Below are 25,401 nucleotides of genomic sequence, written 5' to 3' on the forward strand. Positions count from 1 at the left end.
CTGTCTGTGCATGAACGAGCACTCTTAGGCTGATCTAGGTACGTTCGTAGAGGGTTCTGATCGATCGCCCCAGTCCACGCCGGATTGGCCAAGGGGTCCCACCCCAGCTGCATGAATGTCTTCGGTGCCGTTGGGGCCGATCCCAGGCGACCAATTGGCTGCGAAGTCCTTCCGGCACATCCAGTCACACAGGAGGTACGTCATGAGCGCTTTCTCGATCTTCAACGGCCGCGGTGGCCGAGGTGGTGGCCGAGGTGGCCGAGGTGGTGGCCGTGGCGGCTACGGCGGCCGTGGTGGCCGTGGCGGTTACGGCGGCCGTGGTGGCCGTGGTGGCCGTGGCGGCCGTGGCGGCTATGGCGGCGGCTACGGCGGCGGCTACGGCGGCGGCTACGGCGGCGGCTATGGCGGCGGCTACGGCGGCGGCTACTAAGCATCACCGCCTCACCCGAGGATCGTCATCGGGGGGCGACGGCGCGTCCCGTCCGTCGCCCCCCTTCCGCCGCATGCCCCCACCCGGCTCCCCCTCCCCGAGAAGGTGACCCCGCCTGGCGGACGCGACACACGCCGACTCGGCTCACATCACTCAGGAAAGCCGGCCGGTGGGCCCCCGTGAGCAGCCTTGATGCGCCATGGGCTGTCCGTGGTCGTCGGGGGAAGCCCGTCCGATGTCGTGCTGGCCGGCTCCCGATCCGGCTCCCAGGAGCCACCCGGCGGACCGGACGCCTCCGGGGGCCGTACGCCGACCAGGGTGTCGAGCGTCGGGGGTACTGCCGCTCCTCATGACGCCGCCGTGACGGACATCGCCTGCCGTTGCCTCACGGCGCTTGTCCGTTGCGGTTGTTCAGGGCCGGTAGACCATCCCCGGCTGGGGCTCGGCAGGGGCGAGCAGCTGCGACACCGTGACGATGGTGTAGCCGCGCTGCTTGAGCGCCTTGATGATTCCCGGGACGGCGGGCACGGTCCCTTTGTGCAGGTCGTGCAGCAGGATGATGCCGTCGCGGTGGGTCTGGTCGAGCACCCGCTTGGTGATCAGGGCCGAGTCGGTCGTCTCGTAGTCCTTGGCCGTGACACTCCACAGCACCTGCGCCAGGCCCAAGTCCTGGCAGATCTTGGCCACCTCGCGGTTGGTGCGGCCCTCCGGCGGGCGCATCAGGATGGGCCTGGTACCGGTGACCTTCTCGATGGCGTCCTGTGTTCCGGTCAGCTCCTGACGGGCGTCGGCCACGTCGATGTCCGTCAAGTCCTTATGAGTCCAGGTGTGATTGCCGATTTCGTGCCCCTCGGCCGAGATGCGACGCAGGATGTCGGGGTACTTCGCGATGTGGCCCTTGCCCTGCACGAAGAACGTCGCGTGCAAATCCTCCTGCTTCAGGATGTCCAGCAGCCCGGGGGTCGTCAGGCTGGGGCCGCCGTCGAAGGTGAGGGCCACACACTTCGCCTTGCGGCAGTCGACGTTCCCGGCCACCGTTCCCGATGCCTTGTCTCGGGCGGCGCGCGGTGAGGTGTGATCGTAGGTCGTGACCGTCAGGCCCAGAATCAGCGCCACGGCCAGGACGGCGGCCACGGCTGTTGCGACGGCGATGAGTATTCGAGACCGTCGTATGCGTGCTTTGAGGGGCATGAGAGACCCTTCCCTGAATCGGATTGCTGCTGGAATCGGTTGTCGATGACTTTCACGGCACTCGGGTGTTTCTCTCGGTCCGTGTGTTCCACGGTTGCCGTGAAGCGAGAGATGCTCCTGAAGTGCGCAGAAGCGACGGTGTGGGCATGCGAACGAAAAGGAACCTTGCAGGACTGATAAAACCTGCTGAGCGATAGGCGGATCGCTTATGAGTGGTTTCACATCGCGCTATCGCGTGCGGGTGAAAGCGGGCTCCGCGGCGAGGTCCTGCAGATGCAGGTCGATTGTCAGGCGATGTCGCAGGAGGCGTCCGAGCCGATGCTCCACCTTTTTGAAGATGAGCGCGGCCAGACCCAGCATGCAGATGACGGACAACGCCATCGAAGGCAACGGCCCCAGCCCCGGTACCGCCTTGATCAAGCCCTTGGCCAAGGGAATTCCGATGCTTTGGTGGACGAGGTAGAAGGGGTACGTGAGCCCTCCGGCGGTGACCAGCCAACGCCATTGCAGTCCCGCCAACGGTCCGACACCGGCCAGTGCCAGCAGCCCGAGACAGAGTGTGAGTACGGTCGCGCACACGGCCCAGGAGGGGCGGCCCTCAACGCTGGACGTGGTGACATGGTCGGCCACCCGGAATTCGAGCACGGTGAGTTCGTAGCACCAGGCGAAACCCAGGAGAAGCCACAACAGGAGGTTCTGTCCGAACCTGCGCATGAGGTAGAGAACGATTCCGGCGACGAAGAGGCCGGTATATCGGCTCAGTACGAATTCGTTGAGCAGTGGCGAGTGAACTTCGAGGGAGATGACACCGGCCAGGAGCCAGGCTCCGCAGAAGGCCACCATTCGTCGATAGGAAAGCCCGGAGATGAGCAGCACGGCCATCAGCAGGTAGAAGCGGGCCTCCACCCAGAGTGTCCAGCTGACCCCGCTGATCAGATCGAGCCCCAGGGGTCCGGGGGCCATCGTCAGGTTTCCCAGGACAGTACGAGGGTCGATGCGTGTGGCAGCAGGCAACTGGCCCAGCCGTGCGGCCAGGACGAGCGCGACGACCAGGAGAACCGTGCACCAGTAGGCCGGGAACAGCCGTGAGATGCGGGAGACGGAGAACTGCGCGGGAGTCCTTCCCCAACAGCTCATGCAGATGACGAATCCGCTGATGATGAAGAAGAACTCGACGCCGAGCCAGCCGTAGCGGCTGCTTTCATGCAGGAACGGGGCGAATTCGCTGAGCTCGGTCTTTCCCCAGAAGTGCGGGGTGGGTGTCCCCAGGTAGTGATACGCGGCCACCATCACTGCTGCTACCAGGCGGAGCCCGTCTATCGCGGCCAGGCGCGTCTGCGCTCTGTGTGGTCGATTCGCGTCGATGGACCCACTCGGCCGACTGTGGTCCCGGCTCCGCAGTCCTGTTCCAAGGCCCGGATTCATGCTGTGTGCCCCCGGTCCCGGGGTCGGCCGTCGCGTACGGCGGTCTCGCGGTCGGAGTGGGCGGCCATGCGTGCCTCGTGAGTGCCCGGCGCCACCTCGCCGAGGTGGAGGGAGACGTCGGTGCCGTCCAGGGCGAGGATCGAGCTGTGGGCCCCGCGCAGGTTCTCGGCGCCGAGCCGGGAGCCGGTGGGAGGGGTCATCCGGGCCACCTCCTCGCGGAGCCGGTCGAGGCGGGCCTCGGTGAGTTCCAGCCGGCGCAGGCCGACCTCCTGGTGGAACAGGGGGCGGTCGCAGCTGAGCCGGCCGGCCGGCTCAACTGCGCGACTGCGCCCGGTGCGCGCGTGCCTGCTGCGCGGACGCTCCGCGCGCCGGGTATCGACGAGGCCGAGGTCGTGTTTCGGCAGGCGGGACGGTGTCGAACCGGCCTGGTCGGAGCGTAGGGGCCGACCGTGGCCCAACTTCTCGTCGAAGGTCCGCTTCAGGTCGCAACCATGGCGCTGACCGGACTCCAGGAGGGTGTGACCTATGGACATGCGCAGGACTATACATGGCGTGTATACGTGCCATGTATACATGCCATGTATATGGGATGGCGGGCGCCTTCACCCGGCGCCGTGCGCCCCGTCCCGCCCTCCACGGGTGCGCCGGAGCGGCGTGCGGACAGCGCCTGCGACGCCGTTCACCATCGCGAGCGGTCGGTCTGCTGATCGACTGCGTCAGTGGCGGCTGGGACGATCGGCGCATGACGACGATCGACTGGGACTCCGCCGCCGACTCCTTCGACGAGGAGCCCGACCACGGGCTGCTCGATCCGGTGGTCCGGCACGCCTGGGCGCAGCGGCTGGAGAGCTGGCTGCCCGGTGAGCGCTCGGATGTGCTCGACCTGGGATGCGGCACCGGAAGTCTCGCCCTGCTCGTCACCGGGCAGGGCCACCGCGTCACCGCCGTCGACCGGTCGCCGCGGATGGTCGAGCAGGCGCGGTCCAAGCTCGCCGGGACGGGCTCCGAGGTGCTGGTCGGGGATGCGGCCCGACCGCCGGTCGGGAAGCAGCAGTTCGACGTGATCATGGTCCGCCATGTGGTGTGGCTGCTGCCCGACCCCGCGGCGGCGCTGCGCCACTGGTTCGGACTGCTCCGGCCCGGCGGGCGGCTGCTGATGATCGAAGGGGTGTGGGGCGGGGTGGGTCTCTCCGCCGCGCAGCTGACCGGGCTCCTCGCCCCGCTCACCGAGCGCATCCACCACGAGCGGCTCTCCGACGACCCGGACCTGTGGGGCAAGCATGTCGACGACGACCGCTACGCCCTGCTGGCCCGCGTCGAGCCGCCGCACCGGCACAGCGAGATCGTCGATGTGCATCTGATTCTCCGTCGCGGCCCCGATGTCCTGCTCGCCCGCCGCGCCGGTACGGGATACGCGGACGGGCTGTTCAACGGCCCGTCCGGACATGTGGAGGACGGCGAGGACGTCCGCGAGGCGATGATCCGCGAAGCCGCCGAGGAGATCGGTGTCGAACTGGACCCGGACGAGCTGCGGGTCGCCCTGGTCATGCAGCACCGCGGTCCCGGCGGCGCTCCCCGGACCGGCTGGTTCTTCGAGGCGGAGTACGACCCCGCCCGCCCGCCGTACAACCGTGAACCGGAGAAGTGCTCGGAACTCGCCTGGTTCCCGCTGGACTCCCTTCCCGACGACATCGTCGCGTACTGCCGTGCGGCACTGGACGGATACCGGGCGGGGGAGCGCTTCCTGATCCACTGGCACGAGGACGGCGACACCGTGGCCTACCAGCCGCACGGCGTCCGCCGCGCGGTCCCGCTGCCGCCGGGCGGGGCCGGCACCGGCGGGGTGCATCACATCGAGCTCTGGGTGCCCGACCTGGCGGCGGCCGAGGCGGGATGGGGCTGGCTGCTCGGCGAGCTGGGCCATGTGCCGTACCAGAGCTGGGAGCGCGGCCGCAGTTGGCGGCGCGGCGACAGCTATCTGGTGATCGAGCAGTCGGCCGATCTGACCGCGGGGCCGCACGACCGGCTCCGCCCGGGTCTGAACCACCTGGCGTTCCATGTCCGGGACCGGGCCACGCTGGACGCACTGGTGGGGCGGGCCCCGGACCACGGCTGGCGCCTGCTGTTCCCCGACCGCCACCCGTACGCGGGAGGCGAAGGGCACTGCGCCGCGTATCTGGAGGACGCGGCGGGATTCGAGGTGGAGCTGGTGGTGCGTTAGGGGGTGTCACCGGACGGGCTCGGCAGGGCCAGCAAACTCGCGAGCCCGCCCGCCAGAGCCAGGCGTTCCAGCTCGTCCAGCGCCCTGCGGGCAGCATCCGCAGCCGCCGGATCGCGTGCGGCCAGGCCGCTCTCCTCGAACTCGTCCTCGTCCAGGCGCAGTACGGAGGAGCCGTCCGCCGACACCCACAGGTCGAGATCCAGGTCCTCCACGAGCAGTTCCCCGTCGCGCAGCACGGCAGGCCGGGTGATGTCGCAGTACCAGCCCTTCAACGTCCCCCCGCCGGTGCGGACCTCCTTCACCGCGAACCACCGGTCGCGCCAGTAGTGCTCGGTGAAGACATCGCCCGGCTCGAACCGTACGAAGCCGAAGTCGCGCACGCCCGGCGCGGCCCACGGGGCCGTCACCGTCACCCGGGTGCCGTCGTCGCGTACGACGTCCGCCGGGTAGCGGATCTTCGTCCGGCCCGCCTTGACCAGAGCGACCTCAACCGAGCTTGCGTACATGTCGTACCTCCGTGGCGCAGATCCGGTAGCCGAACCACGTGTTGATGGCCAGCATCGGGCCGTTCTCCGCGTCATTGCCGGTGTACGCGTCCGTGTAGCCGGCCGCGCGCGCCCGGTGCAGCGAGTCGTTCTTGGCGAGCTTTGCCAGGCCCCGGTTGCGGTACGCCCTGCGGGTGCCCGTCATCCCCGACCAGTAACGGGTCAGGCCGTCGGTCTCCGCGGCGCTGAACGCCGCCACCTGTCCGTCCACCACCGCGACCGAGGTGAGCTCCCGGTCGAGGCCGGGGTTGTTCCACGTGTGCTGCAGCCAGTCCTCGTAGTCCGCGAGTTCGGCCGGGGTGTCGCTCGGTTCGTCGGCCGTGGACTCGGCGTCCGCCTCGAACAGCGGCCGCGGGTCGTCGGCGAAGTCGGCTGCCGTACGCAGCTCCACACCGGACGGAAGCTCCTGACGGGGCGGCAGGATGCCGTGCGCCAGGTCGAGATGGAGGAAGTGGGCCGGGCGGCTCGGTGTGTAGCCGCGCTTCTCGGCGAAGACCCGGCTCGCCGGTTCGTCGAGCACCCAGGTGTAGACGGCGACGGCCCCGGCACCGGCCAGATACTCCTCGGCGGTGCGCACCAGCAGCGAGCCCGCCCCGCGGCCCGTCCGCCTGGGGAGCGTGTAGGGATTGCAGAAGCCCTGGCCGGGTTCCGGGCTGTCGTAGGCGATACCGACCTGCGCGGTGCCGATGATCTCCCCGTCCTCCTCGGCGATCAGCAGCCGGTACCGCTTGTCGGGGTGAGCGGTCGCCTGTTCGAAGACGACCTGCTCGGGCGTGGTCACCATGTAGGGGAGTGCGGCTCGCCGCACCCGTACCCAGGCCTCGGCGTCGGTGGGCAGGAAGTCGCGCACGATGACAGTCATGGCCGGACGGTACGTTGCGATCCGGCCCGGTCGCCTCCGAATTTCCGGCGGTGGGGGAGAATCGGTCCGTGACCTTGAAGATCGCCATTGATCCCGACGCCGGCACCGCCCCGTACGAGCAACTGCGCACGCAGATCTCCGAACTGGCCCGGTCCGGAGAACTGCCCGTCGGCTACCGGCTCCCGACCGTACGCGGCTTCGCCGAGGAGCTCGGTCTCGCCGCGAACACCGTCGCCAAGGCGTACCGGGCGCTGGAGTCGGACGGGGTGATCGAGACCCGCGGGCGCAACGGTACGTTCATCGCCGCCGCGGGCGATACGGCGGACCGCAAGGCCGCCGCTGCGGCACGGGAGTATGCGGAGCAGGCGAGGCGGCTCGGGCTGTCCCGCGCCCGCGCGGCGTCGCTTGCGGAGGATGCCGTGCGGGTGGCGTACGAGGGCTGACAGGGCGACCCGGGCCGTCCGGCAGCCGTTCCGGCATCGAGTGCCGGACGGGCCCGAAGATCCCCTCGGACGCCGGACGCCGGACGCCGGACGCCGGACGGCGTCGAAGGCCGTCCCCAACCGGCGGACGGGCCTGATCGCATGCCTGTCCGGCGATTGAGGACAACACCTCAGAGGTAGAGTCCCGCGTCCGCGCCCGCGTCCTGCTTCGGTACCGATGCCGGACCGGTGCCACGCCGCAGGGCGTACAGCTCGGCCAGCGTCGCGCCCTCCCGGCCGAGCCCCTCCTCCGTACCCAGCCAGGCGACTGCCTCCCGGCGGCTCAACGGGCCCACCTCGATCCGGGCCAGGCAGCGGCCGGGCCTGACCACCGCCGGGTGGAGCCGTTCCAGGTCCTCATTGGTCGTCACCCCCACCAGTACGTTGCGGCCCTGGCCCAGCAGCCCGTCGGTGAGGTTCAGCAGCCGCGACAGCGCCTGGCCCGCCGTGTGCTTGGCCTCGCCGCGGATCAGTTCGTCGCAGTCCTCCAGCAGCAGCAGCCGCCACCGGCCCTTGGTCGTGCCGTCGTCCTCGCCGATCGCGATGTCCATGAGGTAGCCGACGTCGTTGAAGAGCCGCTCCGGATCGAGTACGCAGTCGACCTGGCACCAGTCCCGCCAGGACCGCGCCAGCGTGCGCAGCGCCGATGTCTTGCCGGTGCCGGGCGGGCCGTGCAGCAGGAGCAGCCGGCCCGCGATGTCGTCCGGCGTCACCTTCATCAGCCGGTCCATGGCATCGGCCACCGGTGCCGTGTAGTTGTTGCGCACCTCGTCCCATGTGCCGGCGGCGATCTGCCGGGTGGTGCGGTGCGGGCCACGGCGTGGCGAGACGTACCAGAAGCCCATCGTCACGTTCTCGGGCTGCGGTTCCGGTTCGTCCTGGGCGCCGTCCGTCGCCTGGTCGAGGATCTGCTGCGCCAGCTCCGGGGTGGTCGCGGTGACGGTGACGTCGGCGCCGCGGTTCCACCGCGAGATGAGGAGTGTCCAGCCGTCGCCTTCGGCGAGTGTGGCGCTGCGGTCGTCGTCGCGGGCGGCGCGCAGCACCTTGGCGGCGGGCGGCAGCAGCGTTGCCGCGGACTTCACCCGGTCGAGGGAGGAACTGTGCGAGTACGGCTGCTCGCCCGTCGCGAAGCGGCCGAGGAACAGCGCGTCGACGACGTCGGCAGGGGAGTCGCTGTCGTCGACGGTGAGCCGGATCGGCAGAGCGGCCTCAGGGTTGGCAGACATGGCGCCCATGATCCGGCACGGCGGCACCCGGCGCACCCAGGTTTCGCCACCTCCCGTCAACAGGCCCGTACATGGGCCGTTCACTCCGCGGTAGCGACTTTGTCCGCCGGTGCGCAGGATGTCGGATTCCGGTGTGACGGGACCTCAGAAGGCCGTCAGGAAGCGCTCGTCCGATCGACTTGGCATGGACACTTCCGGACCGGCGGTGCTGCTGCTACCACTGAGTAGGCAGAGATCCTGCCGGTTCGGTCCAAGGGAGGTTCCATGAAAATGTCCAGACTTGTGGCGTTCTCGTCCTCGCTCCTGCTAGGTGCCGTACTCGCCCTGACCGGGGCAGCCACCGCGAACGCCGCATCGTCCGTCCAGGCCGTCGACTACGTCGCCCTCGGCGACTCGTACTCCTCAGGGGTCGGGTCCGGCAGCTACGACAGTGCCAGTGGTGACTGCAAGCGCAGCACCAAGGCCTACCCCGCCCTCTGGGCGAACGCCAACTCGCCCTCGTCGTTCGCCTTCACCGCCTGCTCGGGTGCCCGTACCGACGATGTGACGGCTGGACAGCTCTCCCCGCTCAACTCCTCGACCGACCTCGTCTCGATCTCCATCGGCGGCAACGACGCAGGTTTCGCCGATGTCATGACCACCTGCGTGCTCCAGTCGGAGTCCACCTGTCTCAGCCGGATCGCCACAGCCCGCAGCTACGTCGACACCACCCTGCCCGGAAAGCTCAACTCGGTGTACACGGCGATCAGGTCCAAGGCGCCGTCCGCCCATGTCGTCGTCCTCGGATACCCCCGCTTCTACAAGCTCGGCGGCAGCTGCATCGCCGGTCTGAGCGAGACCGAGCGCTCCGCCATCAACAGCGCGTCCGACTACCTCAACGCGGCAACCGCCAAGCGTGCCGCCGACCACGGCTTCACCTTCAGTGATGTCACCGGGAGGTTCACCGGGCACGAGATCTGCTCGGGCAGTGCATGGCTGCACAGCCTCAACTGGCTCAACATCGGTGAGTCGTACCACCCCACCGCCGCCGGACAGTCGGGCGGCTACCTGCCCGCCTTCGGCTCCGCCGCCTGACCGGGCGGACCGTCCGGGTCAGTCCTCCGCCGGGTAGGAGGCCCCGCTCGACGGGGTCTCCGTCCGGCAGGTCACCGAGAACTCCACCCCGTTCGAGGTGACCGCTACCGGACTCCTGACCTCCAGCGTGATCGTTCCGTGATACGTGGTGTCCTGTTGGTAGGTCAGTTCCGTGTGCGACAGCTGCTTCGCGCGCCCGTCTCCGGAACCGAAGGACAGCGACTGCCAGCCGGGATCGGAACTCGTACCGTCCTTCAGCACCCACCGGTACTCGACCGTCGCCGGCGTACGCCCCACCGTCACGGTCGCCTCGACCGCGGGCGCCGATGCGTGCGGGGGAGGACAACCGCCCTCGTAACTGCCGCGCACCGAGGTGAGATACACCGTCACGGTCTGCGGCGGCGGCTTGCTCGTACTGCTGTGGCTGCTTCCGCCGCCCACGGCCTCGCCCGCGGTGTCGCCGTCGCCGGTGGAGCTGCTGCCGCTCTGTGCTCCGGCGGATCCGGGAGCCTCCTGTGCGGCGGGCGTCGTGTGCGGAGCGCTGCTGGTCGCACCCGGGCCGCTGCCCGTGGCGCCTCCCGTGTCGCCGTCGTCGCCCCGGTCCGCGAGCGTCCAGATGATCCCGCCGACCGCCAGCAGCAGCACCACCACGCCCACGGCGAGCAGCGTGACCGCGCGGCGCGGCGGACCGCCGGGGGTGACTTCGGCCGTCGTGGACAGCTCGGAGGTGGGGGGCGGGGGCACGGGAAGGGGTGCCCGCGGTGTGATGGTGTCGGCCGTCGTCGTCGGAGCGTACGGATCCGGCGTGCCCGCCCCGGTGGCGCGCGGCGATCCGCCCGCCGCGATGATGCGCAGCTCGTGCTCGGCCTGTTCGGCGGAGAGCCGGTCGGCGGGATCCTTGCGCAACAGCCCCTCGACGACCGGGCCGAGCAGGCCGGCCCGCCGGGGTGGCGGCAGCTCTTCGTCGACCACCGCCCGCAGGGTGTTCAGCGGCGTGTTCTGACGGAACGGCGAATTGCCCTCGGTCGCGGCGTACAGAAGCACTCCGAGCGACCACAGATCCGACTCGGGCCCCGGCGTGCGCCCCAGCGCGCGCTCCGGCGCGAGGAACTCCGGGGAGCCGATCAGTTCGCCCGTCATGGTGAGTGCGGACGTCCCCTCGACCATGGCGATCCCGAAGTCCGTCAGCACCACCCGCCCGTCGTTGGCGAGGAGCACGTTGCCGGGCTTCACATCGCGGTGCAGCACCCCGGAGGCATGGGCGCTGCGCAGCGCGGCCAGCACCTCCGCGCCGATGCGCGCGGCCCGCTGAGGGGTCATCGGCCCCTCGGCGTCCAGTACTTCGGAGAGCGCGAGTCCGCGGATCAGCTCCATCACGATCCACGGGCGGGAGTCCTCGGTCGCCACGTCGTAGACGGTCACCACGTTGCGGTGCGAGACCCGGGCCGCCGCCCACGCCTCCCGCTCCAGGCGCGCGTACAGCCGTTGTACGTCGGAGGAGGCGAGCCCCGACGGGGCGCGGACCTCCTTCACGGCGACCTCGCGCCCCAGCACCTCGTCGCGCGCCCGCCACACGACCCCCATCCCGCCCTGGCCCAGGGGCCCCAGCAGGCGGTAGCGGCCCGCGATCAGTCGGTCGTCGCCCGGCACTTCGCTCACGGTGATCCTCCATCCGCAGGAGTGGCGGCAGCACGGCGGAAACCTCTCCACGCTAGCTCAGACCGGCCCGTTCCAGACCCCCTTGCGCAACAATCCGCCGCTGCGGTGCAACCGCTCCCGATCTGTCCAACTCGCCCTGGAATCGAGCGAATTATGAGCCCGGTCGTCAACCTCCGTATGTGTGTGCTCAATCCGACGACCGGGATACACGAGTGTCATAGTGGGGGGATAGGGTTAACCTGCCCGGGCCGGGTGCCCTCGTACGGGTGGGGAGTGACATGGAACAGATAGCGATGCGCAGCAGGCCGCGTGTGCCTGCCATCACATGTGGGAGCAGTGCGACCAGTTCGCGCCTCGACCGCCATCTCGCAGTGCTCGGCGGCCCCGCCGTCCCGCAGGGTGAGGCCGCGGAAGCGACGCTGCTGATGCTCGAGCTCACCTCGCGCGACGCCGCGCACACCCGTCGGAGCAAGAGCGCGCGTGTCTCGCTCTTCGCGCCGCTACGGCGACTGCGACGCTCGCTCTTCGGCGGCCGCCACTGACCCGACGGACCGTCACCACCGCTCCGGCCCCTTACAGATCGCTCGTCCCTGACTGATCCGGCCCACCGCTCGGGCCGCTCAGGCGATCACACCGTCCCGGCGCAGCGCTGCTCCCTGCTCGTCCGTCATCCCCGCGGCCCGCAGCAGCGCTTCGGTGTGCTCGCCGAGCGCCGGCTCGGTCCTCGTTCCCGGCCCCCACCCCGCCCGGTGCCGGCCGGCGCCGTGATCGGTGGCAGCACGGTCCGCGGCGCATGCCCGCATCGCATTCGACCCGGCGCCTGTCCGCCGGGTCGATGCCGTACCCGTGGTGCGTCGTACGGGCCGACGGCGGGTGTGCGGGAGCCCGTGTACGTAACAACTTTTTCGTCACGAGATGTTGACGTCGAAAACTTCCAGGGCCAGGGTGCTGATCGTTTGGCACGTACACGGCACCTCACCCCCGGAGGCGTACATGTGTGACCTGCACGATCAGCACGAGCACGCGCACGAAGCGGCCATGGCAGCCGGACCGGTCCTCAGCCGGAGACGGATCATGCAGATGCTCGGCGCGGCAGGGGTGACCACCGCAGTGATGGCGGCCGACGCCGACCCGGCGATGGCCGCGGCCTCCGAGGCGGCCGACGCCGCGGCGGACGACGGTTACGAGGCTCCGAAGGGACTTGCGCAGGACAGCCCGGCCAAGCAGGCGGCGTTGGGCTGGATCGACGGCAACAGCGCTCGGATCACCGGGCTCAACGCGGAGATCTGGGACCACGCCGAGCTCAGCCTGCGCGAGTGGAACTCCTCTCTGGCCGAGGCCGGGTTCCTGGAGAAGGCGGGCTTCGACGTCGAGTTCGGCACCGCGGGCTTCCCGACCGCGTTCACCGCCACGTTCCGTCACGGCAGCGGCGGCCCGGTCCTCGGCTTCAGCGGGGAGTACGACGCGCTGCCCGGCCTCTCGCAGAACAAGGGCGTCGGCCACCACGACCCGCGCGAGTACATCCACGACCCGTTCGCACCCGGTTACGGTCCCGGCCACGGTTGCGGGCACAGCGCGCTGGGAACGGCCGCGGCGGCCGCCGCGGCAGCCGTCGCCCGGGCCGCGAAGAAACACGGGCTGCCGGTCACCGTGAAGTTCTTCGGCTCGACTGCCGAGGAGGCGCTGATCGGCAAGACGTACGCCGTCAGCAAGGGCGTGTACGACGGCCTGGACGCCTTCCTGGACTGGCATCCGTCCACGGCCAACGCCACCGGTTGGGGCACCACCACCGCGATGACGGCGGTGACATTCACCTTCCTCGGGGTCGCCGGACACGGCGGCACGCCGCTCGGCAACAAGAGCGCGCTGGACGCCGCCGTGATGATGGCGACGATGTCGGAGTTCCTGCGCGAGGAGAACCTCGCCCCGTCGGGCCGGCTCCACTGGGTGATCAACAACGGTGGCGACATACCCAATGTCACCCCGGAGATCGCCGAGATCTCGTACTACGTACGCGAAGGCAGCCCGGCCCGCGTACAGGTGCTGCTCGACAAGGTGATCGCGGTCTCCGAAGCGGCGGCGAAGGCCAGTCAGACCACGGTCGGACACCGGATCACCTCGGCCTGCTGGAACCAGCTGCCGTCGAAGTCCTTCGCCGAACTGCTGCACGAGAACATGACGCAGATCGGTCCGCCCGCGTTCACCGACGAGGCGCACGCGCTGGCGAAGGAACTCCAGGAGTCACTCGGACTGCCGGCGGCCGGCATGCACGACAAGGTCGGCGCGCTCACCCCGCCCAACCCGGTCTTCATGGGTGGTGGTTCGACCGATGTCGCGGACATCAGCTGGAATGTGCCGACCGTGTCGATGGGCGCGGCCCTGGCCCCGATCGGTACCAAGATGCACACCTGGTCCACGGCCGCGTGCGCGGCCGCCGCTCCCGGTCAGGCGGCTGTGCTCGCGGCGGCGAAGTATCTGGCGGCGACCGCGGTCGATCTGCTCACGCAGCCCGAGCGGCTGAAGGCGATCAAGGCCGAGTTCACGGAGCGCACCAAGGGACTGGAGTGGAAGACGGCGCTGCCGGAAGGCTATGAGCCGCCGATGTACGAGCCGCCGGCCTGGTTCCTGAAGAAGACCGGACAGAAGTGGCCGCCGAACAACATCACCTGGCCGCCGAAGCGGGTCGTGTCGCACGAGAAGTTCTCCTCGCTGGGACCGGAGCTGACACCGCAGAAGTAGCGGGCGGGCGCCGGGGCGTGTGCGCGGCATGCCCCGGCGCCGGGTGTCGCCTGCCCGGCGGCGGGAACGCTGCTCAAGGGTCGCCGGAGCCGGCCCGGGTCACTCGCCGCCGCGCGCATGGCGCCGTACGGCCAGTGGGACGAAGACCGCGAGCAGCACCGCCGACCAGGCGAGTGAGCCCGCCACCGGGTGGGTGACCGGCCAGGCGGCGTCGGCGGGCGGTGACGCGTTGCCGAACAGGTCGCGGGTGGCGGCGGCCATGGCGCTGATCGGGTTCCACTCCGCGACCGTCCGCAGCCAGCCCGGCAGGTTGTCGGTCGGGATGTACGCACCGGACAGCAGCGGCAGGACGAAGGTGGCGCTGCCCAGTTGGCCGGCCGCCTCCTCGTTGCGGATCAGCAGGCCCAGCCAGCAGCCCATCCACGACGTGGCGAACCGGAGGAGCAGCAGCAGCCCGAAGGCGCCCAGAGCGGCGAGCGGGCTCCCCTCGATCCGCCAGCCGACCGCGAGTCCGACCAGGATCAGCGGGACCATGCCGATGGCCGTGGTCAGCAGATCGGCGGCGGTCTGGCCGAAGGGCACGGCGGGCCGGCTCATCGGCAGTGTGCGGAACCGGTCCATCACCCCGCGGTGGCAGTCCTGCGCGGACTGGAACATCCCGGTCATGATGCCGTTGGCGGCCGTCGCAGCGAGCAGACCCGGCACCAGGAAGGCGCGGTACTCCTGGCCGGGCATGGCCAGGGCGCTGCCGAACACGTAGCCGAAGAACAGCAGCATCGTGATCGGCATGGTCTGGGTCAGGATCACCACGCCCGGGGCGGCTTTGATCCGCTGCAGATGGCGGCCCAGCACGGCCAGGGTGTCCGCGACCAGGGTGCTGGTGGCGGGTCCGGTGCGCTGCTCATGGGCCAGTACGGTGCTGCTCATGCTGCCGTCTCCTTCAGGGGCGGGGAGGTGCGGCCGTCGCCGCGGCCGGTCAGGCGGAGGAAGACCTCGTCGAGCGTCGGCGGGCGCAGGCTCGCGTCGATCAGCGGTACCCCGGCCGCGTCGAGTTCGCGGACGATACGGGGGAGGGTGAGTGTGGTGTCGGTCGCGACGGCGCCCACGGTGCGGCGCTCGTGGTCGAGCACCGGTTCGGTGCCGGTGAGCTGGTCGAGGACGGCCGCCGCCGGGATCAGCGCCGATGCCTGGGGGACGACCACCTCGGCGTACGAACCGATGAGGGCCTTCAGCTCGGCGGGGGTGCCGCGGTGGGCGGTCCGGCCCCGGTCGATCAGCACGATGTCGTCGGCCAGCTGATCGGCCTCCTCCAGATACTGCGTGGTGAGCAGGACGGTCGTGCCCCGGCCGGCCAGTTCGCGTACCGCCGCCCAGATCTGGTTGCGGCTGTGCGGGTCGAGTCCGGTGGTCGGCTCGTCCAGGAAGAGCACCCTCGGCCGGGTCAGCAGGCTGGCGGCGAGGTCGAGGCGGCGGTGCATGCCGCCCGAGTAGGTGCGGGCCGGGCGGTCGGCGGCGTCGGTCAGCTCGAAGCGTTCCAGGAGCTCGTCCGCGCGGATGCGCGCGGCCTCGCCGCGGAACCGCAGGAGCTTGGCGAAGAGCCGCAGGTTCTGCCTGCCGGTGAGCTCGCCGTCGACCGAGGAGTTCTGCCCGGTGACGCCGATCGCCGCGCGTACCGAGGCCGCCTCGCGCACCACGTCGTGCCCGGCGACCCTGGCGCTGCCGCCGTCCGGGGCGGTCAGTGTGGTGAGCACCCGGACGGCGGTGGTCTTGCCCGCGCCGTTCGGCCCCAACACTCCGCAGACGGCGCCCTCGGCGACAGCGAGATCGAGCCCGCGCAGCGCATGGACAGCGCCGTAGTTTTTCTCCAGACCTTCACTAAGTACAGCGTACGTAGTTGTCATGCGGCCTACCGTATCGCACTACGTACGGTGTACGTAACTAGGATGGTGGACGAGGTGATGATCGATGGTGGGGCGACCCGCTGTACCCGAAGTGATCTGGGCGCGCCCCGAGCGTGCGGGCCGCGGCCCCAGGCCCGCGTTCAGCCGCGCCGACATCGCGGCGGCCGCCGTCCGTATCGCCGATGCGGAGGGCTTCGACGCGGTGTCCATGCGGAAGGTCGCGGCGGAGCTCGGTTGCGGCACGATGTCGCTCTACAACTACGTCCCCCGCAAGGAGGACCTGCACGAGTTGATGCTCGACGCGGTCAGCGGCGGGTACGAGTTTCCGGAGCCGTCCGGCGACTGGCGCGCGGACCTCGTCGCGCTGGCCCATCAGGCCCGCGAGATGATGCACCGCCACACGTGGGTGCCGCGGCTCATGTCACCCGTGTACGGCTTCAGCCCGAACGCGCTGCGGTATCTGGAGTACACACTCAGCTGCCTGGACGGGGTCGACGCACGGTTCGGCGAGAAGATGGAACTCATCGCCATGGTCAACGGCGTGGTGACCACCTATGTGGCCAACGAGATCGCCACGGCGGAACGCAGTCGGTCGCTGCCCTGGTCCGAGGAGCAGGAGCACGCCGCGCGCACCGGCTATCTGATCAGCCAGATCGCGACCGGGAAGTATCCGCGGATGGCGGCGGGATTCGCCGAGGACCCCGGGCCGATCGATCTGGACGGTGTTTTCGACCGGGCACTGCACCGGGTGCTGGACTCGTTCGACCGGTAGTGCCGCATCAGTCAGGGTTCGCCCGCCAAGGAGCGGCGTCCGGTGCCGCATCAGTGCGTGCCGGGCGTCGCACCGGGGCGAACCGTGGCTGACACGGCACCGGCGCGGACGCACCCCGAAGCCGTCACAGCAGCGCGAACTGCCCGTCCGGCCCCTCCTCCTGATGGTCGAGCACCGACGCGGGCCGACGGGCCGTCGCCGCGACCGGCAGGACACCGGCCGTCCGCAGGTCACCGGTGGCGAGCTGCGGGCCGTCGGCCAACGCCTGCTGCCGAGGCCGGAGTTCGGTGAGCAGTGCCAGTACGGTGATCAGTTCCAGCAGCTCCGAGGTCCACTCCCGGGGCCAGTCCCGGGGCCGTATCGCCTCCAGGCCGTCCGCCCCGTCCGCGGAGGCCCGCCGCTCGAACCACAGCTCCAGCATCCGCACGCCGCCCACCCGGAACTCCCAGGCCCCCGCCGGTACCGGCGAAATGCGTCCGGTACCCAGCAGGAGCGCCTCGTCGTCGGGGTCGTACTCCAGCGTGGCCGGCGCGGCCGGCAGCGCGGCCCGCACATAGGGGCGCCGCCCGCCGGGCAGCCGGGGGCGCTCCCCGCCACGGGCACCGCGCAACTGCAGCCGCAACAGCTCCCGGCCCAGCTCCACCCCGGCCCACCAGCGTGCGGTGTCGGCGGGCAGCGGTACGACACACCCGGCGGGGGAGTGGCGGGCCGCCGTGACGATCCACGCCAGCACGGACTCCGCGGTGACCGCGTCCCCGTGCCGGGCGCGCAGCAGCCCGAGCAGACCGGGCGCCAGATTGGGTTCCAGTCCACCGGGCCGCCGGTAGAGCGGCCGGATCCGCCCGGGGCGGCCCGCCGGGGAGTGGCCGTCGGGCAGCAGTGCCGTCACGGACAGGGCGGGTCCGGCGTCCTGCGGTACGTACCCGTGCTCGACGGCGAAAAGCTGGTGGCTGTCGGCGACCCGCCACAGCTCCGGGCGGGCGGCGTCGATCAGCCGGTGGTCGGGGATCAGCCACTGCTCGTCGAACGGGCCGTGCAGGATCCGTACCGGCTCGGGGCACGGGCCGGACTCCCGGGCGAACCGGGCGGTGGAGGTGGACTGTCCGGGCAGCGCCGCGACCGGAGTCTGTGGACCACGGGAACGGGTGGGCCCGAAGAGCCGTTCGCGCTCGGCTCCCTCGGCGCGCACCAGCCGCGCCCAACGGGCCTTGAGCGAAGCGGTGTCCGGAGCCGTCACCCAAGGGCGCCCGGTACGCAAGGGCCGTACGGACCATGGCATGAGGTCGTCGAGCAACGGGATGTCGTCGTCCCCGCCGGCTCCGGCGCCCGCCCGTGCTGCCACCGTGTCGTCCTCCCCGTCGCCACGTCTGCCCGCCCCCGGCATCGTAACGGCGTGACGCGGGAGGGTGGCCGGTCAGTGTGCTTCCACCGTCACCGAGAAGGAGAACCGGTCACCCCGGTACCGGATCTGCGCCACATCCACCACCCGGCCGCTCTCGTCGTACGTCACCCCCGTGTAGAAGAGGATCGGGCTGAGCAGCGGGACCTGGAGGAGCTCGGCGGTGACCGGGTCGGCGAGCCGTGCCTCGACCGTGTCCGTGATCCGCGCGATCCGGACACCGACGCGGTCGCGCAGCACCTTGGTCATCGGCCAGCGTTCGAGGTCGGCGGCATCGAGCCGGGCCGCGACCTCGGGATGCACGGCGTTCTCCGCCCAGTTGGTGGGCTCACCGCTGTCGTCGTCGCAGCGCAGCCGCCGGTAGCCGACCACCTCCGTGCACTCCGGGAAGTACTCCACGAGATCGCCCCTCAGTGCCTGCGGACCATGGCCGAGAACCGTGGTCCGCTCGCCCGACTGCTGGGCGACGATCGCATCGATCGAGCCGAGCAGCCGCACCGGTGACACCCGCCGGGCGCGCGGCTCGATGAAGGTGCCGCGCCGACGGTGCCTGCTGATCAGTCCTTCCGTCTCCAGCTCCTTGAGGGCCTGCCGCATCGTGAGGACGCTGACGCCGTAGTGCGCGGCGAGCTGTTCCTCGGTCGGCAGCCGCAGCGAGGCGTCCTGGGCACGGCCGAGTATGGAGGCACGCAGGGACTGCGAGACCTGGTACCACAGCGGCAGTTTGCGGTTCAGCACCAGCGAGTCGGGGGCGAAGGCCGTCACCTGGGACGTCTGGGGCAGTTGAGGCACCTGGGTCACCTGGACTCTCCGTACTGCGACACTGCGGACGCGACGAGCGGGGGCCGGAAAGGGCGGCTTCGCCTATGGCCGGAAGTTGCGTTCGAGACCCTGCCACACGTCGTCGTACCCGCGCTGCAGATGGTCTGCGGTTGCCGCCTGCCCGGTCGCTGTGACCGGCCAGCGGGTCTCGAACATGAAGGCAAGACCGTCGTCGATCTTCTGCGGCTTCAGCTCCGCGGCGCTCGCGCGGTCGAAGGTCTCCCGGTCCGGGCCGTGCGCCGACATCATGTTGTGGAGCGAGCCGCCGCCCGGCACGAAGCCGCCCTTGCCGGCCGTCTTCGCGTCGTACGCGCCCTCGATCAGCCCCATGTACTCGCTCATCACGTTGCGGTGGAAGTACGGCGGCCGGAACGTGTCCTCGCCGACCAGCCAGCGCGGCGCGAAGACGACGAAGTCCACACCGGCCAGACCGGGCGTGTCGGACGGCGAGGTCAGCACGGTGAAGATCGACGGGTCGGGGTGGTCGTAGCTGATGGAGCCGATGACATTGAAGCGGTGCAGGTCGTAGACGTACGGGGTGTGGTTGCCGTGCCAGGCGACCACATCGAGCGGTGAGTGGTCGTACGTCGCGGCCCAGAGGTTTCCGCAGAACTTGTTGATCACCTGGACCGGCCGGTCCTCGTCCTCGTACGCGGCGACGGGGGCGAGGAAGTCCCGGGCGTTGGCGAGGCCGTTGGCGCCGATCGGTCCGAGGTCGGGGAGGGTGAACGGCTGACCGTAGTTCTCGCAGACGTAGCCGCGGGCGGAGTCGTCGAGGAGTTCCACGCGGAAGCGGACGCCTCGGGGGATCAGCGCGATGTGGCCGGGGTCCGCGCGCAACAGGCCCAGTTCGGTACGGAGCAGCAGGCCGCCGCGCTCCGGGACGATCAGCAGTTCGCCGTCCGAGTCGCTGAACACCCGGTCGGTCATGGCCGTGTTGGCGTGGTAGAGGTGCACCGCCATGCCCGTGCGCTGGGTGACGTCGCCGTTGCCGCCGAGGGTCCACAGGCCTGCCAGGAAGTCCGTACCGGGCGCGGGCTCGGGGAGCGGGTCCCAGCGCAACCGGTTCGGATCGGCGACGGACTCGGTGAAGGGGGCGGTACGCACCGCGCCGTTCTCGATCCGGACGAACGGCGGGTGGGCGGCCGAGGGGCGGATCCGGTAGAGCCATGAACGGCGGTTGTGGGCGCGCGGTTCGGTGAAGGCCGAGCCGCTCAGCTGTTCGGCGTAGAGCCCGAGTGGTGCTCGCTGCGGCGAGTTACGGCCGTGCGGCAACGCCCCCGGCACCGCCTCGGAGCTGTGCTCATTGCCGAAACCGGGGGAGTGCGCAAGCGCTTCCGCCGTCTTCCTCGCCTGCTCGATGCCGCTGGTGCCGCCCATGCCGCGCTCCCGGTGCCGAAGAAATCCTATGGGTCACCGTAGGAATCAGATCGGGGCACGTCAACGGGGCGGGGTGGTGGCGCGTCGCGGATTCGGGGCGGGTCGCGCCGGAAATCTTTCGGTCCGTCGCGCCCAAGGGGGTTCCAAAAGTTGAACAATGCTCTACTCTCCCGCACATGTCGTGGACACGAAGACTTCTGGTGGTCCTGGTGGCACTGGCTGCCGCACTCCTCGCGGCCCCGGCCGCCCAGGCACACGAGGAACGGCCGGTGACGCTGCCCGACGGTTCCGGCAGTGTCCCGGTCCACCGCGCCGGCGAACCGGATCTGCTGGTCTGCAAGAGCGACCGGGCCGACTTCGAACGCCGGATATCCGGCTTTCCGGCGAAGCTCCGGGCACGCAATCTCGAACTCTTCGACCGGTGCCGGAAGTCCGGCTACCGCCACCTGCAACAGGCCGTCGACCAGGTCGGCAGACCCGGTATGAACATCGCGATCCTGCCCGGCCTGTACGAGGAGGAGCCCTCGCTGCCCAGACCGACGGGGGAGTGCGCGAGGCTCAAGGCGCCCAACTCGAAGCTCGGCTACCAGATCCTGTCGTACGCGCAGCAGAAGCAGTGTCCGCACAACCAGAACCTGGTGGCGATCCTCGGCAAGAAGCAGCTCCAGATCGAGGGGACCGGGGCGGCGCGCACCGACGTCGTCATCGACGCCAAGTACCAGAAGCTCAACGCGATCCGCGCGGACGGCTCCGACGGCATCTACTTCAAGAACTTCACCGCCCAGCGCACCACGTTCAACTCGCTGTACGTGCTGGCCCAGGACGGCTTCGTCATCGACGACGTCCTCACCCGGTGGAACGACGAGTACGGCTTCCTCACCTTCGCCAGTGACCACGGCCTGTACAAGAACTGCGAGTCGTACGGCAACGGCGACTCCGGCATCTACCCCGGCAGCGCGTCGGACATCAACGACGGATACCGCTACGACGTGCCGCGCTACTCGATCGAGATCACCGGCTGCCGCAGCCACCACAACATGGTCGGCTACTCCGGTACCGCGGGCGACTCCGTCCACGTCCACGACAACGAGTTCGACCACAACATGGGCGGCGCCTCCATGGACAGCGCCTTCCCGGGCCACCCTGGCCTCCCGCAGAACCACGCACGGTTCGAACGCAACCTGATCCACGACAACAACGCCGACTACTACCCGTACGTCGCCGACGGCACCTGCGCCGAACCGCCCGTGGAGCGCGGCTACGAGGAGGGTGTCGTCTGCCCGCAGATCTCCATGCCGCCGGGCACCGGAATCATCACCGCGGGCGGCAACTGGAACATCTACGAGAACAACTGGATCTACGGTCAGCGCCGCGCCGCCTTCTTCCTGAGTGCCGTCCCCGCCTTCATCCGCGGCGAGAACGCCCTGGCGAAGCAGGTCGACACCTCGCACCACAACCGGTACGCGGGCAACCACCTCGGCACGGACAAGGCGGGCCGCTCCCGGCCCAACCGCACCGATGTGTGGTGGGACGGCCAAGGCGAAGGCAACTGCTGGCAGTCGGACACCGGACCGTCCACACCGCGCTCGCTTCCCGAGTGCGGGGCGGCGCGCGGCACGGTCTCCGGCCGCACCGATCGACTGGTGGGCGAACCGGTCAAGCTCGCCCAATTGCTGGTCTGCGCAGACTACGACGTGCGGGCGCGGCGGCTGCCGGCCGGCTGCGACTGGTACGGCGCACGCGGTATCGAGCGCATCGAGGTGCAGATCGCGCTGGGTGTCGCCCTGGTGCTCGTGCTGGTCGGCGGGGTGCTGTGGTGGCGCCGCCTGCGGCACAGCCGGCCGGCCACGGCGGCCACGGTGCTCGGCATGATCGGCCTCGCGCTGGATGTGGCCGGTGCGACGACGGGCCTCGCGTCCTCCTATCTGCCCGCGGTGGCGCTGCTGCTGACCGGGGCGTGGTGGACGGGCATCGGGCTCGTACTGCGTGGTGAGCGGCCCGGACTGGGCTGGACCACGACGGTGCTGGGAGTCCTGACCCTGCTCGACGCCTTCGACAAGGCCGTCCTGATGATCCCGTGGATCCCGATCGGCCCGGCCTGGGTGCGCGGTCTCCTCGGCGTCATCTGGGTGCTGTGGGCGGTGGTGGCCTCGGCGCGCCACGGTGGTCCCGCGGTGGGGAAGGGGACGGCCGCGGGGCCGGACTCGGACCCGGAGGCCGATGATGCGGCGGACGCACATGGCGGCGACGAGGCGAGGGCCGGGGTGGATGCGGGGTCCGGATCGGCGGCTTCCGGGCCGGACGCGCATTCCGGGTCCGACCGGAGCTCCGCACAGGATCGGGACCCGGCATGAAGCGACCCCGCAGGCGCCTGCGGCTCAGCAGGCTCAACAGGCGCACGGCGCGCACGGCCTTCCGCCGGCTCACCGTCGCCATCCTCACCGCAGGAGTCCTCGTGGGCGGTGCGAGTGCCTGTGGCGGGCGGGCGACCACCCATCACCGACCCGGCACCAGTCATGAACAGGCCACCGGCAGCGTCGGACGGCTCCTCGCTGCCGACGACGGATCCGGTCGCCGGCTCCGGCAGGTCGACGCCGAGGGCGCCCCCGCCGTGACCGTCGCCGTACGGCCGGACTCCGAGGACGGGTGGAACGTCCACATCTCCGTACGGAACTTCAGCTTCACCCCGGACAGCGTCGGCGGCGCGGCACTCCCCGGACGCGGCCACGCCCTGCTCCTTCTCGACGGTCACCCACTGGCCAGGCTCTACGGCCCCTGGTACCACCTCCCCCGCTCCCTCGTCCGTGGTGCGGGCGGCGGCCGCACCCTCACGGCGCGGCTGTACGCCGACGATCACACCGCCTGGGCCGTGCACTCCACCCCGATCCAGGCCACCACCCCGCTCACCACCACTCCTTCCGTCCTCCCGTCCGCCGAGCCCCGCCCCGACCGGACTCTGGAGATCGTCATCTCTCACGGCAAGGTCAGCCCCGCCCCCGGCCGTATCGAGATCAAGAAGGGGCAGCGCATCGAGCTGCGCGTCCGTACCGACCACGCCGACACCCTCCACGTCCACGGCTACGACAAGGAAGCGCGCCTGCCCGCCGGACGGACCACCACCCTTGCCCTCACCGCCGACCGCACCGGGCTCTTCGAGGTCGAGACCCATGAGTCCGCACTGCTCCTGACCCAGCTCGTCGTACGGTGAGCGTCCTCGCCCACGGCATCGGCTCCCAGCACGATCTGCCGCTGTCCCCCTTCTACGCGTTCGCCGGTGCGTTCGCCGCCCTCTTCGTGTCGTTTCTCGCCCTCGGCCTGCTCTGGTCCGCCTCCCGATTCCGCGGGGACCGGGCGGGCCGCCCGCTCCCGGTCGCCCTCCAGCGCCTCGCCGACGCGCGCCCCACCCGCATGGCCGCGCGCGTCCTCGGCCTGGCCGCCGCCCTGTTCGTCCTCCTCCACCTCCTCCTCGGCCCGAACGGGCCGGAGCACAACCCGGCCGCGGGCATCGTCTATGTGCTCCTCTGGGTCGGGCTCGTCCCCGCCTCGCTCCTCCTCGGCCCCGTCTGGCGACTCCTCAACCCCCTGCGCACGCTCCACCTCCTCGTCTGCCGCGCACTCGGCCGCGACCCGGCCGCAGGTCGCCCCCTCCCCGTACATCTCGGCCTGTGGCCCGCCGCGGTCGGACTCCTCGCCTTCACCTGGCTCGAACTCGTCGCCCCCGACCCCGCGTCGTCCACCGCCCTGCTTCTCTTCTTCGTGCTCCACGGCGTCGTCCACCTCGCGGGCGCCGCCCGCCACGGCGCCCGCTGGTTCGACCACGCAGACGCCTTCGAGGTGTACTCCGGTCTGCTCGCCCGTCTCTCCCCCCTCGGCCGCCGGCCCGCCGACCGACGACTCGTCCTGCGCTCCCCGTTCAACGGACTCGATGCCGTCCCGCAGATTCCCGGTCTCGTCGCGACCGTCTGCGTCATGCTCGGCTCCACCGCCTACGACGGCTTCTCCGACGCCCCCTCCTGGATCACCACCGTCCAGACCTCACCCCTGGGGCGCACCACCGCGGCCACACTCGGACTGCTCGCCGCCGTCGTCCTCGTCGCCACCCTGTACGCCCTGTGCGCCGGTGCCACCCGGCTGATCTCCGGTCAACTCCGCGACCCCCTCACCGCCTTCGCGCACTCGCTCGTCCCGATCGCCCTCGGCTATCTCGTCGCCCACTACTTCACACTCTTCGTGACCGAAGGGCCGCACACGGTCATGGTGGCGCTCGGCACCGACGATCCGGTCCCGCCCGAACCGCCCCTGACCCCCGGCGGCATCGCCACGCTCCAGGTCGCCGCCATCGTCATCGGGCACGTCCTCGGCGTCGTCGCCGCCCACGACCGGTCCGTCCGCCTCTTCCCGCCCGCTCGCGCCGTCGCGGGGCAACTCCCCCTGCTGGCCCTGATGATCGCGTACACCATCGGCGGGCTGACCCTGCTCCTGGCCTGACCGCAGGTGCGCACCCGCACGTCCCGCAGAGGAGAGCCACGGCATCATGGAGCCCGTGCCCCATGCGAATACGAACCTCCGCCGCGCCCCCGTGCAGCAGCGCAGTGCCGAACGCCTCTCCCGGATACTCGACGCCTGCGCAGAACTCCTCGACGAGACCGGTTACGAGCAGCTCTCCACCCGGGCCGTCGCCGCACGCGCGGAAGTCCCGATCGGATCCGTCTACCGGTTCTTCTCCAACAAGCGGGCCCTCGCCGACGCCCTGGCCCGGCGCAACCTGGACAGTTACGCGGAGCGCATCACCGGCCGCCTGGCCGCCATCCCGGCCGCCGACTGGCGCAGCGCCATCGACGCCGTGCTCGACGAGTACCTCGAGATGAAGCGCTCCGTCCCCGGCTTCGCGCTCGTCGACTTCGGTGCCCCGGCCCCCGTGGAGGACCCGGCCTCCGACGCCAACCACCGCGTCGCGGACCGGCTGACCCACCTGCTCTCCGGCCATCTGGGGCGCACCCCCGACGGAGATCTGCTCCGGACGATCCTGGTCTGCGTCGAAGCCGCCGACGCCCTCCTCCAACTCGCCTTCCGCAACGAGCCGTCGGGCGATCAGGCCATCGTCGCCGAGACGCGCATCCTGATCCAGGCGTACCTGGCCCGGGTCCTGGACTGAACGCGGCGCCGCGCGCCACCTCACGGCAGCACGACCCACCGCGCCCCACTTCGCGGACATCCGACGAGATCCCCTGCCCGGCAACATCGGCGCGACAACACCTCCCCACCATGCGTAC

Annotated in this window: 23 protein-coding genes and 1 pseudogene; 11 read left to right on the top strand and 13 right to left on the bottom strand. The window is 70.5% G+C overall.

Annotated features, from left to right (window positions below):
* Window positions 1–202: 202 nt before the first annotated feature.
* Window positions 203–430 carry a hypothetical protein gene (locus OG963_RS34210; protein ID WP_176902236.1) on the top strand — a complete coding sequence of 76 codons (228 nt, stop codon included), beginning with the start codon at window positions 203–205 and terminating at the stop codon, window positions 428–430.
* A 411-nt stretch (window positions 431–841) separates the two neighbouring features.
* Here OG963_RS34210 and OG963_RS34215 read toward each other — a convergent pair whose 3' ends face one another.
* The 3 genes and pseudogenes from OG963_RS34215 to OG963_RS34225 form a co-directional block, all read right to left on the bottom strand.
* Window positions 842–1,621 carry a polysaccharide deacetylase family protein gene (locus OG963_RS34215; protein WP_051878043.1) on the bottom strand — a complete coding sequence of 260 codons (780 nt, stop codon included), beginning with the start codon at window positions 1,619–1,621 and terminating at the stop codon, window positions 842–844.
* A gap of 228 nt (window positions 1,622–1,849) precedes the next feature.
* Window positions 1,850–3,046, bottom strand: coding sequence for an acyltransferase (locus tag OG963_RS34220; protein WP_093774998.1), 1,197 nt, complete (start codon window positions 3,044–3,046; stop codon window positions 1,850–1,852).
* Between the two features lie 200 nt (window positions 3,047–3,246).
* A pseudogene (locus tag OG963_RS34225) lies at window positions 3,247–3,579 on the bottom strand (PadR family transcriptional regulator); the annotation flags it as partial.
* 209 nt (window positions 3,580–3,788) lie between these two features.
* On the opposite strand from OG963_RS34225, the gene OG963_RS34230 reads away from it, so the two are divergent.
* Complete coding sequence (locus tag OG963_RS34230) at window positions 3,789–5,267, top strand: methyltransferase domain-containing protein (RefSeq protein ID WP_371799791.1); 1,479 nt, start codon at window positions 3,789–3,791, stop codon at window positions 5,265–5,267.
* On the opposite strand, the gene OG963_RS34235 is transcribed toward OG963_RS34230, so the two are convergent.
* Together OG963_RS34235 and OG963_RS34240 are read right to left on the bottom strand one after the other, a co-directional pair.
* Entirely contained in the window at window positions 5,264–5,773 is a 510-nt protein-coding gene (locus OG963_RS34235; protein WP_093775002.1) for a DUF402 domain-containing protein, read from the bottom strand. The two genes, OG963_RS34230 and OG963_RS34235, sit on opposite strands and share 4 nt — an antisense overlap.
* A complete protein-coding gene (locus tag OG963_RS34240) occupies window positions 5,754–6,674 on the bottom strand; it encodes a GNAT family N-acetyltransferase (protein ID WP_093775004.1) in 921 nt (306 codons plus the stop codon). The genes OG963_RS34235 and OG963_RS34240 overlap by 20 nt, the downstream gene beginning before the upstream one ends.
* A gap of 68 nt (window positions 6,675–6,742) precedes the next feature.
* Here OG963_RS34240 and OG963_RS34245 point away from each other — a divergent pair, with 68 nt between their 5' ends.
* Window positions 6,743–7,117 carry a GntR family transcriptional regulator gene (locus OG963_RS34245; protein ID WP_093775006.1) on the top strand — a complete coding sequence of 125 codons (375 nt, stop codon included), beginning with the start codon at window positions 6,743–6,745 and terminating at the stop codon, window positions 7,115–7,117.
* Window positions 7,118–7,287: 170 nt separating this feature from the next.
* On the opposite strand, the gene OG963_RS34250 is transcribed toward OG963_RS34245, so the two are convergent.
* The gene (locus OG963_RS34250; protein ID WP_256223584.1) at window positions 7,288–8,382 is read right to left on the bottom strand and encodes a DUF5925 domain-containing protein; all 1,095 of its coding nucleotides are present in this window, start codon (window positions 8,380–8,382) and stop codon (window positions 7,288–7,290) included.
* A gap of 264 nt (window positions 8,383–8,646) precedes the next feature.
* On the opposite strand from OG963_RS34250, the gene OG963_RS34255 reads away from it, so the two are divergent.
* Window positions 8,647–9,456 (top strand): SGNH/GDSL hydrolase family protein, encoded by an 810-nt coding sequence (locus tag OG963_RS34255; RefSeq protein ID WP_093775008.1) that lies wholly within the window; start codon window positions 8,647–8,649, stop codon window positions 9,454–9,456.
* Window positions 9,457–9,474: 18 nt separating this feature from the next.
* On the opposite strand, the gene OG963_RS34260 is transcribed toward OG963_RS34255, so the two are convergent.
* On the bottom strand, window positions 9,475–11,115 hold the full coding sequence (locus OG963_RS34260; protein ID WP_093775010.1) for a serine/threonine-protein kinase: 1,641 nt from the start codon (window positions 11,113–11,115) through the stop codon (window positions 9,475–9,477).
* A 278-nt stretch (window positions 11,116–11,393) separates the two neighbouring features.
* Between OG963_RS34260 and OG963_RS34265 the strand changes: the two genes are divergently transcribed.
* A complete protein-coding gene (locus tag OG963_RS34265; protein ID WP_030918142.1) occupies window positions 11,394–11,657 on the top strand; it encodes a hypothetical protein in 264 nt (87 codons plus the stop codon).
* A gap of 78 nt (window positions 11,658–11,735) precedes the next feature.
* Here OG963_RS34265 and OG963_RS34270 read toward each other — a convergent pair whose 3' ends face one another.
* Entirely contained in the window at window positions 11,736–11,918 is a 183-nt protein-coding gene (locus OG963_RS34270; protein ID WP_030918145.1) for a hypothetical protein, read from the bottom strand.
* A gap of 190 nt (window positions 11,919–12,108) precedes the next feature.
* On the opposite strand from OG963_RS34270, the gene OG963_RS34275 reads away from it, so the two are divergent.
* Window positions 12,109–13,854, top strand: a complete 1,746-nt coding sequence (locus OG963_RS34275; protein WP_319326877.1) for an amidohydrolase — start codon at window positions 12,109–12,111, stop codon at window positions 13,852–13,854.
* 99 nt (window positions 13,855–13,953) lie between these two features.
* Here the strand turns inward: OG963_RS34275 and OG963_RS34280 are convergent, their stop codons facing one another.
* Window positions 13,954–14,781 (bottom strand): ABC transporter permease, encoded by an 828-nt coding sequence (locus tag OG963_RS34280; RefSeq protein WP_093775014.1) that lies wholly within the window; start codon window positions 14,779–14,781, stop codon window positions 13,954–13,956.
* Window positions 14,778–15,755 carry an ATP-binding cassette domain-containing protein gene (locus tag OG963_RS34285; RefSeq protein WP_371799792.1) on the bottom strand — a complete coding sequence of 326 codons (978 nt, stop codon included), beginning with the start codon at window positions 15,753–15,755 and terminating at the stop codon, window positions 14,778–14,780. The genes OG963_RS34280 and OG963_RS34285 overlap by 4 nt, the downstream gene beginning before the upstream one ends.
* 64 nt (window positions 15,756–15,819) lie before the next feature.
* Here OG963_RS34285 and OG963_RS34290 point away from each other — a divergent pair, with 64 nt between their 5' ends.
* Complete coding sequence (locus OG963_RS34290) at window positions 15,820–16,527, top strand: TetR/AcrR family transcriptional regulator (RefSeq protein ID WP_093775018.1); 708 nt, start codon at window positions 15,820–15,822, stop codon at window positions 16,525–16,527.
* Window positions 16,528–16,651: 124 nt separating this feature from the next.
* Here the strand turns inward: OG963_RS34290 and OG963_RS34295 are convergent, their stop codons facing one another.
* From OG963_RS34295 to hmgA, 3 genes are all read right to left on the bottom strand, one after another.
* Window positions 16,652–17,869 (bottom strand): type ISP restriction/modification enzyme, encoded by a 1,218-nt coding sequence (locus OG963_RS34295; RefSeq protein ID WP_093929982.1) that lies wholly within the window; start codon window positions 17,867–17,869, stop codon window positions 16,652–16,654.
* A 72-nt stretch (window positions 17,870–17,941) separates the two neighbouring features.
* Window positions 17,942–18,727 carry a GntR family transcriptional regulator gene (locus OG963_RS34300; RefSeq protein WP_176902238.1) on the bottom strand — a complete coding sequence of 262 codons (786 nt, stop codon included), beginning with the start codon at window positions 18,725–18,727 and terminating at the stop codon, window positions 17,942–17,944.
* Between the two features lie 63 nt (window positions 18,728–18,790).
* The gene (gene hmgA / locus OG963_RS34305; RefSeq protein WP_093775022.1) at window positions 18,791–20,128 is read right to left on the bottom strand and encodes a homogentisate 1,2-dioxygenase; all 1,338 of its coding nucleotides are present in this window, start codon (window positions 20,126–20,128) and stop codon (window positions 18,791–18,793) included.
* A gap of 176 nt (window positions 20,129–20,304) precedes the next feature.
* Between hmgA and OG963_RS34310 the strand changes: the two genes are divergently transcribed.
* Genes OG963_RS34310 through OG963_RS34325 form a run of 4 tightly spaced genes read left to right on the top strand, consistent with a single transcriptional unit; the run spans window position 20,305 to window position 25,283 of the window.
* A complete protein-coding gene (locus OG963_RS34310) occupies window positions 20,305–22,482 on the top strand; it encodes a right-handed parallel beta-helix repeat-containing protein (RefSeq protein ID WP_093775024.1) in 2,178 nt (725 codons plus the stop codon).
* Window positions 22,479–23,336 (top strand): cupredoxin domain-containing protein, encoded by an 858-nt coding sequence (locus OG963_RS34315; RefSeq protein ID WP_256223586.1) that lies wholly within the window; start codon window positions 22,479–22,481, stop codon window positions 23,334–23,336. The genes OG963_RS34310 and OG963_RS34315 overlap by 4 nt, the downstream gene beginning before the upstream one ends.
* The gene (locus OG963_RS34320; RefSeq protein ID WP_093775026.1) at window positions 23,333–24,616 is read left to right on the top strand and encodes a hypothetical protein; all 1,284 of its coding nucleotides are present in this window, start codon (window positions 23,333–23,335) and stop codon (window positions 24,614–24,616) included. The genes OG963_RS34315 and OG963_RS34320 overlap by 4 nt, the downstream gene beginning before the upstream one ends.
* A gap of 46 nt (window positions 24,617–24,662) precedes the next feature.
* Window positions 24,663–25,283 carry a TetR/AcrR family transcriptional regulator gene (locus OG963_RS34325; RefSeq protein ID WP_093775028.1) on the top strand — a complete coding sequence of 207 codons (621 nt, stop codon included), beginning with the start codon at window positions 24,663–24,665 and terminating at the stop codon, window positions 25,281–25,283.
* Window positions 25,284–25,401: the final 118 nt, after the last annotated feature.

Source organism: Streptomyces sp. NBC_01707, assembly GCF_041438805.1.
In the GTDB taxonomy this organism is placed as follows: domain Bacteria; phylum Actinomycetota; class Actinomycetes; order Streptomycetales; family Streptomycetaceae; genus Streptomyces.